This is a genomic window from Ileibacterium valens (assembly GCF_001945525.1).
GTDB lineage: Bacteria > Bacillota_I > Bacilli_A > Erysipelotrichales > Erysipelotrichaceae > Ileibacterium > Ileibacterium valens.
This window is the reverse complement of the sequence record NZ_MPJW01000181.1, coordinates 1-11833: the sequence shown is the minus strand read 5'-3', so window position 1 is coordinate 11833 and position 11833 is coordinate 1. Positions and strand designations below refer to the sequence as shown.

Annotated in this window: 9 protein-coding genes and 1 tRNA gene; 8 read left to right on the top strand and 2 right to left on the bottom strand. The window is 42.3% G+C overall.

The genetic code is table 11. From position 1 onward, the window contains the following. Positions 1-255, top strand: a 255-nt coding sequence (locus BO222_RS09250) for a transposase (RefSeq protein ID WP_075817320.1), incomplete at its 5' end; no start/stop codon positions are given. Positions 256-433: 178 nt separating this feature from the next. Here BO222_RS09250 and BO222_RS09245 read toward each other — a convergent pair. Further along, positions 434-517 (bottom strand) — tRNA-Leu (locus BO222_RS09245). A gap of 261 nt (positions 518-778) precedes the next feature. Between BO222_RS09245 and BO222_RS09240 the strand changes: the two genes are divergently transcribed. The 7 genes from BO222_RS09240 (at position 779) to BO222_RS09210 (ending at position 11081) form a co-directional block, all read left to right on the top strand. Next, positions 779-1972, top strand: a complete 1194-nt coding sequence (locus BO222_RS09240; protein WP_075820417.1) for an anaerobic nitric oxide reductase flavorubredoxin — start codon at positions 779-781, stop codon at positions 1970-1972. Between the two features lie 309 nt (positions 1973-2281). Beyond that, positions 2282-3958, top strand: coding sequence for a potassium-transporting ATPase subunit KdpA (locus BO222_RS09235; protein WP_075820415.1), 1677 nt, complete (start codon positions 2282-2284; stop codon positions 3956-3958). A 41-nt stretch (positions 3959-3999) separates the two neighbouring features. After that, the gene (kdpB, locus tag BO222_RS09230; RefSeq protein ID WP_075820413.1) at positions 4000-6036 is read left to right on the top strand and encodes a potassium-transporting ATPase subunit KdpB; all 2037 of its coding nucleotides are present in this window, start codon (positions 4000-4002) and stop codon (positions 6034-6036) included. A gap of 13 nt (positions 6037-6049) precedes the next feature. Next, positions 6050-6637, top strand: coding sequence for a potassium-transporting ATPase subunit C (locus BO222_RS09225; protein WP_075820410.1), 588 nt, complete (start codon positions 6050-6052; stop codon positions 6635-6637). 243 nt (positions 6638-6880) lie between these two features. Continuing rightward, entirely contained in the window at positions 6881-9649 is a 2769-nt protein-coding gene (locus BO222_RS09220; protein ID WP_083647776.1) for a sensor histidine kinase, read from the top strand. After that, positions 9621-10319 (top strand): response regulator transcription factor, encoded by a 699-nt coding sequence (locus tag BO222_RS09215; protein WP_075820408.1) that lies wholly within the window; start codon positions 9621-9623, stop codon positions 10317-10319. The genes BO222_RS09220 and BO222_RS09215 overlap by 29 nt, the downstream gene beginning before the upstream one ends. 195 nt (positions 10320-10514) lie before the next feature. Next, positions 10515-11081, top strand: a complete 567-nt coding sequence (locus tag BO222_RS09210) for a rhomboid family intramembrane serine protease (RefSeq protein WP_075820406.1) — start codon at positions 10515-10517, stop codon at positions 11079-11081. A 315-nt stretch (positions 11082-11396) separates the two neighbouring features. Here the strand turns inward: BO222_RS09210 and BO222_RS09205 are convergent, their stop codons facing one another. Beyond that, positions 11397-11576: a hypothetical protein gene (locus tag BO222_RS09205; RefSeq protein WP_075820404.1), complete on the bottom strand. Its 180-nt coding sequence runs from the start codon at positions 11574-11576 to the stop codon at positions 11397-11399. Positions 11577-11833: the final 257 nt, after the last annotated feature.

Here is an 11833-nt window from a genome sequence, read left to right as displayed (position 1 = left end):
CGGGAGAACATGTCTTCAGATGCAGGACATGAGATTATGGTCAGCCGGAGCATTCAGGCGGAAGGAACCTTCGGAGATCTTAAAGAAAACTACAGATACAGCCGATTGAGACGCCGGGGACTGGAAAACGTAAAATTTGAGGTGCTTATTGTGGCCATGGGACACAATATCAGAAAATTAAACAACAGAAATCGGATGAGTTGTCCAGAACTCGAACGTTATGGAAAATTAAAGGAGCAGAAAAGCGAAATCTGAAAAAGATTATAAACAGTCTTTTTGAGTTTTGGCTCTTTTCAGTGCGTTCAAAAATTGACTTGAGTGGAAAAACACATCATAAAACAGGATTGAATCAGATAAAAAGCATAGAAAAAGGGGCTGTAAATCTCGCTGATGAAAAATCAGTCGAAATTTAACAGCCCCTTTGCTTTCGAAATGGTGCGGACGATGCGATTCGAACGCACACGGGTCGCCCCACTGCCGCCTGAAGACAGCGTGTCTGCCATTTCACCACGTCCGCAATTGTTTTATGACTTGCATTTGCAAGTGCTTATTCAGTATAACTGATTCATACCGAAATGCAAATCTTTTTTTGAAAAAAATTCTTACCACATAAAAAGTTCTTTAAAGAATAATTTCTGAGATATCTGTAATAAGCCATTAGATAATGCTATAGGCTTTGGGCCTGCCTATCAAATAAGTTTTTGCTAAAGTGACCATGAAAGGTATTTATACTTTTTTTGAAAATAATACATGAACGAAAGGACGTAAATACATAATTATGGGAAAGAAAATCACCGATAAAGTGACCTGGATGGGTAAAACAGATTGGGAACTTACTCGTTTTCATGGAGATGAATACTCGACTCATAAGGGATCAAGTTATAACTCCTACCTTGTTCGAGATGGTAAGAACATTCTGATTGATACGGTATGGGGACCATATGACAAAGAATTTGTATCCCGATTAAAAGAAGAAATCGACTTAAAAGATATAGATGCGATCGTTATGAATCATAACGAGAACGATCACAGCGGTTCATTACCGGCATTGATGGCTGAGATTCCGGATGTACCAATTTATTGTACAAAGAAAGGTGAACAGATTCTTCGAGGCCTTTATCATCAGGACTGGAATTTTATTAACGTCAAAACAGGCGATACTCTTCCTTTAGAGAATTCGACATTGACATTTGTTGAGGCCCCAATGCTTCATTGGCCGGATACTATGTTTACCTATATGTCAGGGGATAATATCCTTTTCTCTAATGATGGTTTTGGTCAGCACTATGCCACTGAATCCTTGTTCAACGACACAGCGGATCCGGCTGAAGTAGAGTATGAAGCAAAGAAATACTATGCAAACATTCTGAACTTATACAGCACTCAGGTTACTCATAAGATTAATGAGATTTTAGGAATGAATTTGCCTCTGGAGATGATCTGTCCGAGTCATGGAGTGATATGGCGAAAGAATCCGGAAGAAATTGTCAGACAGTATTCGAAGTGGGCAGATGACTACCAAGAAAATCAGATCACTATTTTGTACGATACAATGTGGAACTCAACAAGACAGATGGCTGAAGCCATCGCTGAAGGAATCGAAGAAGCTGATTCATCTGTCAGAGTGAAGCTGATGAATGTAGCTAAAGAAGACAAGAATGATGTATTGACTGAAATATTCAGTTCAAAAGCCATATTACTGGGATCACCAACCATTAATTATGGTTATTCACATGCAGTGGCAGGACTTCTTGAAATGATGAAAGGACTTCGATTCAAGAAGAAAAAAGCTGCGGCATTTGGCAGCTATGGCTGGAGCGGAAACGCGCCAAAGCAGCTGGATGAAAAACTGAATGAAGCTGGATTTAAGACGGTTGCTGAACCATTAGGCATTTTATGGAATCCAGATCATGACGGCAGAGAAAAATGCAAAGAGTACGGCAGACAGTTTGTCAAAGCTTTGGAAGACTGATTTTTGGTGACAATCAAGCATAGGAAAGACTCGGAAGATCCGGGTCTTTTTTTGGTTGATATGGATTGATTGGATAGGGAGTAAGGATGAAATGAAATCTGTGACAAGCAAAATCTGATATGAAATACCTATACGCAAAAGAAGTTTGCAAAAAAAAGAGAAGAAGCGGGTTTCAGTCATTGCTTGAGCAAAGACTGAAGCTCGTTTTTCATTTTAGCGATTTTTTAACAATTTGGATTCATTCTTTAACACCGAATTAGCAAGATTTTAAGTAAAACAGAGAAGGTAAAAGCAACGGAGGAAAAAGATATGAACGCAATCATCATGATTCTTTTACTGACCTTTCTTTGTTCAATTCCGCTTGGAATCTGGTGCAAGAAAGTCATGAACAGGGATATCCCCTGGATTAATAAAGTCGAAGACTGGATTCTCGATCGGCTGAAAATTTCGGCCGGAGAAATGGGATGGAAAAAATATCTGGCAGGAATTGCTGCTTTGTCCATTCTTTCGTTTGTGGTTTTGTTTGGAATGCTTATCGCTAGCCGCATGGATCTGCCCATGGCTTTTAATACGGCAGTCTCCTATATCACAAATACCAACTGGCAGTCATTTAATCCAATGCTGGAAGGCAACTGGATCGTTCAGATCCTGGGATTTGGAGTTCAGAACTTTATTTCGGCTGCAATTGGAATCTGTGTTCTGTTTGCACTGATCCGTGGGCTGATCGCAAAACAGAAAAGTTCTCTTGGCAACTTATGGCAGGATCTCATCGGATCATTGCTGTTTATCCTGCTTCCAGTCAATCTGGTTGGATCGATTATTCTGGCTGGACAGGGCGTGCCCATGCAGATGCAAAGCTATGAAACATCGGCTTTGATTGAACCGATTGCGGTTGATGAAAAAGGATTACCGATTGAAAACGCGCAGGTGATCGAAGATCAGGTTTTTGTGGATGGAAAAGAGATGAAAGAAGCCAGAATCATCAAAGAGCAGGTTGTTCCTATGGGAATGATGGCTTCGATTGAATCGATTAAGCAATCTGGAACCAATGGCGGAGGTTTAAGTTCATCCAATTCGGCTAGTCCATTTGAAAATCCAACTGGATTAAGCAATGCCATTGAAACCGGTCTGATCTTATTGATTCCCATGTCTTTATGCTTTTCCTTTGGAGCAATGGTTAAAAACAAAAAACAGGGCCTGGCCTTCTTTGCAAGTATGGCGATTTTGTTTGGGCTGGCTTTGATCTTTATTCTTCAGTCTGAGATGGCGGCTGCGTCTCTTGAAGGAAAAGAAGTTCGAATCGGACTGATGCCAAGCGCTTTATGGTCAGCTTCGACTACAGCCGCTTCGAGCGGTTCATCCAATATGGCGATGAATTCGATGAGTTCAATCGCATCGCTGGTATGCATGGTCTTCATGCAGGTTGGAGAAGTTATCTTTGGCGGAGTCGGTTCAGGATTATATGGTCTTCTGGCTTTTGTGATCCTGAGCGTATTTATCGCTGGGCTAATGGTTGGAAGAACTCCTGAATTTATGGGGAAGAAAATAGAACCATTTGAAATGAAATGGGCTGTCATTTTATGTCTGGTCTCTCCAGTCTGTATCTTGATTGGTTCAGCCTTAGGCTGCATCTATGCGCCAGAAGGATTGAATATGGGTGCTCATGGTTTTTCACAGATTCTATATGCCTATACCTCGATGGGATCAAATAATGGCAGTGCAATGGCTGGATTTGAAAGTTCACAGACACTGCTTCTTGTCGCTGGAGGAATCATGATGCTGCTGGCCCGATTTATTCCGATTGCAGGTGCCTTAGCGATGGGCTCAAGTCTTGGCAGTAAAAAGATTTCAGCCCAGAGTACTGGATCCCTGAAAAGCGATACCCCCATGTTTGTTTTTTTGCTTGTTCTTGTGATTTTGCTTGTCGGTGCGCTGAGTTATTTTCCGGCTTTGTCATTAGGACCGATTGCAGAATTCTTTGGTTAGAAATGAAAATTTAAGGAATAGGAAGATAAGAGCTTGAGTATATGAATAATTCAATTTTAAAACGGGCTTTTAAGGATTCATTTCTGAAAATGAATCCGAAAGTGCAGCTCGAAAATCCAGTCATGTTTCTGGTATATCTTTCGGCGATTGCAGTCAGCGTTCTCTGGGTTTTAAGCTTTGCGGGTTTTGATCCTCAAAGCCGTGGCTATACCTTTACGATTGCGGTGATCCTGTGGCTGACCTGTCTGTTTTCCAATTTTGCAGAAGCGATTGCTGAAGGAAGAGGAAAAGCCCAGGCGGATACACTGCGCAGTGCGAAAAAGGAAATCGAAGCGAGTAAAATTGCATCCATTGAAACGATGGATGTAATTGAAACGATCAGCTCATCGGATCTGAAAAAAGGAGATCTGGTCATTGTAAAGGCTGGAGAACTGATTCCTGCAGATGGGGATGTCGTCTTTGGGGCGGCTTCGGTGGATGAAAGTGCGATTACCGGAGAATCCGCTCCAGTCATTCGCGAAGCTGGAGGCGATCGCTGCGCAGTCACCGGAGGAACAAGAGTTCTTTCTGACCAGATTGTCGTTGTGATCACTGCAACAGCCGGAGATGGTTTTCTGGATCGAATGATCGCGATGGTCGAAGGGGCTTCCCGCAAAAAAACACCAAATGAGATTGCGCTTCAGATTTTTCTTGTCGCATTAAGCATCATCTTCATCCTGGTTACGGTCTCTTTGTATTTTTATTCGATGTATGCCAGTGAAAGAATAGGAATTAAAAATCCGGCCACTCTATGTACACTGATCGCCCTGTTGGTCTGTCTGGCTCCAACCACCATTGGTGCCTTGCTTTCAGCCATCGGGATTGCCGGAATGAGCCGCTTAAATCAGGCCAATGTTCTGGCCATGTCCGGAAGAGCCATCGAAGCTTCTGGTGATGTTGATGTTCTTCTTCTGGATAAAACAGGAACGATCACTTTAGGAAACCGTCAGGCGGCTGAATTCATACCTGTTGGACAGGTCGAACCAGCGGATCTGGTAAAGGCCAGTGTTCTTTCTTCTCTGGCCGACGAAACGCCTGAAGGAAGAAGTGTGCTCAAACTTGCAAAAGAAAAATATGAGATTGAGCTTGCTGCCGAACCGGATATGGAGTTTATTCCTTTTTCGGCCCTGACAAGAATGAGTGGTGTAATCACAAAAGGAAAGGCTGTACGCAAAGGGGCAGCCGATTCAGTTCGAACTTTTATTGAAAGGGAAAATGGAGTCTGGCCGCAGGAGTGTACTGAGATCTCAAGACAGATTGCCCAGAGCGGTGGCACTCCGCTCGTTGTGATTGAAGATCAGCGGGTGCTTGGCGTTATTCATCTAAAGGACATCATCAAAAGCGGTGTCAGGGAAAAATTTGAAGATATGCGCAAGATGGGCATTAAAACCATCATGATCACTGGAGATAATCCCTTAACAGCGGCAGCCATTGCTGCTGAAGCTGGAGTCGATGACTTTTTAGCAGAAGCCACCCCGGAAGGCAAACTTGAAATGATCAAGGAGTATCAGAAAAAAGGGCATCTGGTGGCTATGACCGGAGATGGGACCAATGATGCTCCAGCTCTTGCGCAGGCTGATGTGGCTGTAGCGATGAATACCGGAACTCAGGCTGCAAAGGAAGCCGGCAACATGGTTGATCTGGATTCTTCGCCGACCAAGCTTCTCGAAATTGTAAAAATTGGCAAACAGCTCCTGATGACAAGGGGAGCATTGACCACTTTTTCCATTGCCAATGATGCCGCAAAATACTTTGCGATCATTCCAGCGATGTTTACTTCGCTTTATCCAGGGCTGCAGGCGCTGAATATCATGCATCTGCATTCAAGTGAAACGGCGATTTTGTCGGCTGTCATCTATAACGCGTTAATTATTGTGGCTTTGATTCCACTGGCACTAAAGGGTGTTAAATACCGTGAACTGCCGGCGAGCAGTCTGCTTTCAAGAAATCTTCTTGTATATGGCTTAGGTGGTATTATTGCTCCATTTGTCTTTATCAAACTCATTGACATGCTTTTAGTGATGACCGGTTGTTTTTAGGAGAAAATGAACGATGAAACTGTTAAAAAACCAATTTGGAAAGGCGGCTTTGATTTTTATCGGAACTGTCATGGTTTTTGGAATTCTATATCCTGCCTTGATTTATGGGATTTCGCATCTTTTCTTTGATCATCAGGATTCTGGATCTTTTAAGGAAACTGAATATGGAAAGATGAGCACACTTGCAGGACAGAGCTATCAGGATGATGGCTATTTATGGGGCCGCAAACAAAGCGGAGAAGCCATTCTGAAGGATGGAAAATGGCTCTGGATGGCTACGCCGGCTGATCATGCCATTGATGATCTGCAATACATGGAACAAAAGCAAAGTCTGAAAGAAGAAATACAGATGAAAAATCCTGATGCAGACGGCGCGGTTCCTGAAGAGCTGTATACCTATTCGGCTTCTGGTATGGATCCGCATATTTCCTATTCAGCGGCTATGTATCAGGTTTCCCGGATTGCCAAAGAAAGAGGAATTTCTGAAGATGTCGTTGCTTCAATTATCGAATCCGAGTCCAGTAAGGACTGGCTTTCTGATTCTTCTGAGCCTCTGGTTCATGTAACCAATGTGAATCTGAAGCTGGATGAACTTCAATAAGTTCATTTTCAAAAGATGAAGGCAGCCTTAAACGCCAAAGTCAATGCCCGAAGGACAATCAGCCCGTATCGGATAGCCAATTCAGTCATCCAAAAAAACAGATGTGAAAATAGATAAAATAAAAAACGATGATAACAATGATTTAGGAATAAGCGAAACAAAGAAGGTGGAAAACTCCATCTTCTTTTGTGCTTTGAAAGCGAAAAAGAATCCAAATTTGAAATGAAAAGGTAGACTGTGCCTATGAATTCTGAAAAAAAGCCAATATCCAATACAACAGGCAATACAACAACAGACAAAATCAAAATGAAAGATTCAGGAATAAAGGATATAAATGAAATACAGAACCAGAGCGAAATAAACCGGAAAACAAAAAGTAACTTTGAAAATGACTCCATGCCTTCATCATCGAAAGGGCGGCTGAAGATCTTTTTTGGTTATGCCGCGGGAACTGGAAAAACCTATGCGATGCTTGAAGCTGGACAGATGGCAAAAGACAGAGGAATCGATACGGTGATTGGTTATCTTGAGCCCCATGAGCGAAAGCAGACGCTCGATAAAGCCAGGGGATTGGAAGTCATAGCTCCAAAAATTCTGGAACAGGGGAATCTTGAATTATCGGAACTTGATACCGACGCTGTCATCGCAAGAAAACCTCAGCTGGCTTTAGTGGATGAACTGGCCCATACCAATGCTGCAGAATGCCGGCATGTCAAACGATATCAGTCAGTCAAAGAATTGTTAATGAATGGAATCGATGTCTATACCACCCTCAATGTTCAGCATCTTGAAAGCCTGAATGATCTGGTTGCATCCATTACCGGTATTCAGGTGGCAGAAAGAATCCCGGATGATGTGTTTGATCTTGCTGAACAGGTTGAATTTGTTGATATCGAACCAGAAGACCTGCTGGAACGATTGCGTGAAGGGAAAATTTATCGTCCGGATCAGATCCGGCTAGCCAGCCAGAATTTCTTTACGATCGATAATATGAAGGCATTGCGCCAGATCGCATTACGTAGAGCGGCGGATCGAGCCAGAAACAATGATCCGGCAATCGGCGCTTTTGAACATGTGCTGGTCTGCCTTTCCTCATCACCATCCAATGCAAGAATCATTCGATCGGCTGCCAGAATGGCTAAAGCGTTTCAGGCTAAGTTTACTGCGCTGCATATACAGACTCCCGATTATCAGGAAATGGATGATGCAGACAAGAGAAGGCTTGAAGAGAATATGCGTCTGGCGAATCGCCTGGGCGCATCCATTGAATCGGTTTATGGAGAAGACATCGCCCGTGAAATCGGTGAATTCGCAAGACTTGGAAGGGTGAGTAAAATTGTCCTTGGAAGGCAGGGAAAACAAAGCGCCTTTTCCTTTCATCTTCCACTGACTGACCGGCTGGCTGAATCGGCGCCTCAGACTGAAATTTTTATTATTCCAGACCGGCAGATTGTAAGACAGGAAAATCATCAGCGAAGAAAACTGGATCGAATGATCAGATCCATCAAAGGAATGTCGCTTCAGGCATTTATCCTTCTGGCAGCCTTCTTTATTGCTTTATTTATGCATATTCGAGGCTTTTCTGAGACATCCATCCTGAGCGTGTTTATCTTTGCGATCATGGCTGCTGTTTTACTCTGCAAAAATATGGTGCAGGCTGTTTTATCTTCCGGAATTGGTCTTTTGATGTTTGGCTTTGCCTTTGCTCATCCGGCTTTTACGATGGGACTTTATGATAAGGAATATTTACTGATCTTCTTTATCGTTTTAGCCAGCTCAATCATGGCAGCCAGAATTTCAATCTCGCAAAAAAATCAGGCTCATGCTTCGGCCAGAGCCGCGGCGCTGAATACATTGCTTTATGAAGCCTCTGTGAGTCTGCAGGAAATTGATCGTGATGAAGACATTTATTTGATGATCGCCAAGAATATATCGGCTTTTTTAGGACGAAAGACGGTCATCTATCCCAATGAAGACGGTAAACTTGGAAAACCGGTCTATTCTTCATCACCGGATGCTTTTCTAAAGGGAAAAGAGCAGGCAGTGGCATCCTGGGTATTAACCAATAATAAACGGGCTGGCGCTTTTACCGATACGCTTTCAGCCTCATCCGGTCTGTATTTGGCGATTCGACACAAAGAGAAAGTATATGGAGTCATTGGAATATTACTCGATCAGGATCCATTAAGTGCTGACCAGAATACATTTCTGCTATCGATGCTTGGACAATGCGCGCTTGCTTTGGAAAACCATGCCATTGCCAGGGAAAAGGAAAAGAAAACTGTGGAAGCAGAGCAGGAAAAGCTCAAAGCAGCCCTTTTACGGTCCATATCTCACGATCTCAGAACTCCATTAACCACCATCAGCGCAAGCGCGGATATGCTTCTTCATTCAGAATGTTCAAAAGAGACCCAGAGAAAACTTGAAAAAGCGATCCTTGACGATTCTGTCTGGCTAAAGGATACGGTCGAAAATCTTTTATCCTTAACCCGGATGGAAGATAAGAATCTGCATCTTAATAAGGAAGTGATCGATTTACAGGAAGCGGTTGAAGAAGCACTGAAGCATGCCGCAAAGCAGAAAGGCGAACATCCAATTTCTGTTGAAGTCGATGATTACTGTTATGCAAATCTCGATGGCAAACTGATTGTTCAGATGCTGATCAATCTGATCAACAATGCAATCTTTCATACTACACCAGGAGTTCCAATCTCTGTCATCTGTCATCAGGATCAAAACGATCAAATGATTCAAATCCAGGTAAAAGATGAAGGTCCGGGGATTTCAGAGGAACAAAAAGAGCATCTCTTTGAGGCTTTCAGGCTCGCGCATAATAAAATTTCAGACAGTCAGCGTCGAATGGGCTTAGGTCTTTCTCTGGTTAAGAGTATTGTTGAAGCGCACCAGGGAAATATTGAATATTCTGATAATCATCCTGGAGCCTGTTTTACGATTTGCCTGCCTTCAGGAATGGGAGAAATGAATGAAACCTCTTGTATTGATTGTGGATGACGACAGCCAGATGGCCAGTCTTTTGAAAACGATGCTTGAACTGAGTGATTATCCTTATATTCGAGCGGCTAACGCGAAGGAAGCTTTAAGTCTGTTCTTAAGCCATCAGCCTCAGATTGTTCTTCTTGATTTAGGACTGCCTGATATGGATGGAGTCGATGTGATTAAAAAGATCCGTGAATTTTCAAGAACGCCCATTCTGGTGCTGTCCGCAAGAAATGAAGATTCTGATAAGATCGTGGCTCTGGATGCGGGCGCGGATGATTATTTATCCAAGCCGTTTTCGGTGGATGAACTTTCAGCCCGCTTAAGAGTAATCTGCCGAAGGATTGAATACACTCAGGCTCCGCAAATCAGCCCTGTTTTTAAAAATGGGGATTTACGAATTCATTTCGATGAGCAAAGCGTGTATTTAAAGGATGAAAAGCTGCATCTGACTCCGATTGAATATCGGATTCTGAGTCTGCTGGCAAAAAACAGCGGAAAGCTGCTGACCAGAACATACATCACCAAAGAAGTCTGGGGAAGTTCCTGGGACAGTGATCTTTCCAGCCTTCGGGTATATATGACAAGCCTTCGCAAGAAGCTTCATCATCAATACATTGAAACAAGTTTTGGGGTGGGCTATCAGATGATAAAAGCAGATTCTGATCAGGAAAATGAAGAATAATGCGAAAAGAGAATCGGGAAGTTCAGAATTACACATTCGTACTGAATCCATGGTCTATGAATCCAGAATCAAAGTTACAAAATTCCTTTCAGGAAGTCTTCTGGATATAGAAGACATATAATGAACAAAAAGACCGGATTGAAGCGATAGAAAAACAACTGATAACAAACAACCGATAAACAATATGGAGAGATTATGAAACTGAGATTAAAATACAATGCTCCAGTCATCCTGACTTTTGCTCTGATCTGCACAGGCGTACTCATCTTTTCTGAAATCTTTGGCTATTCAATGGTTCAACGATGGTTTGTGACCGCAAGAGGGCCTCTGAATTCAGTCCATACGTATGTGACGATGTTTACTTATGTTCTAGGACACAGTTCTGTTTCACATTTCGTCAATAATATGATGCTTTTGCTTCTGACGGGTCCTGTCGTAGAAGAAAAATATGGTTCAAAAAATACGATCATCATCATGGTGGCCACTGCATTGATTACCGCTATTGCCAATATGGCAGTAGGCACTTATGGTCTGATTGGATGCAGCGGAATTGTCTTTGCCTTTGTGATCCTTTGCTCCATGACTTCTTTTGGAAAAGGCGAAATACCCATCACGATGATTCTTGTTGTCATTCTTTATTTGGGACAGGAAATCGTTAATGGTCTTACTCTGCAGGATAATGTTTCACAGATGGCTCATATTTTAGGTGGAATTGCAGGAGCGGCGTTTGGCTTTTTTCTGAATGACACAAATCGAAGATAAACAAGAATAAAGTTGTTCATCTTCTGTATAAACAATAATACAATACCAATTCAAAACCTGCATCAAGAAAAGCGATCAGAGCTTATTGTAAACTCGATCGCTTTTCTTTTTGTTCTTGGATTTATTCTTTTTCTTGATTGTTTTTTTGTCTTTTTCTTCTATCTTTTACCGAAAATGACTGGCTGAAAATCAATGGAAAATCCTTCGATCAGGGCAGAAATTCTCTTTTTCATTGATGCTTTGAAAAGGCGTGTCCAGAACAGAGCATCAAAACCATGAATACTGCCGGCATTTTCAATCAGTTGGACTGGCAGGCTATGATTTCAGTAAATCAGCAAGAGTGAATTCGTCCTTCTGCTTTTTTGTCATCCTTTCATATTCTTTAATTGCTCGAACCAGATCTTCAGGTCTTGAATACCAATAATCATAGTTGTATTCATATCCTTTCTGGTATTTGATTCGAAGTTCTTGCTTGCAGTATTCGCTGGGTTTCATTTTACTCTTGAATTTTTGACAATGTCGTTAAGTTAAGGAGTGTCTTCCATGCGGAATTCGCTCCTCGTTTTTTTGATTTTTAACACAAGCAGTGGAGTTGCTCCAAAAGTTTATAAATTATCCGAATATGGCACTTGACAGACCGAAGCTCGGAACTAATCCATAATCCGAAGGATTTCGGAGGTGGTTATTTTGACCCATTCGAAATCCCCTAAACAGTATCGCCAAATCTTCTATTCTTACCTGGACGGTCTGGC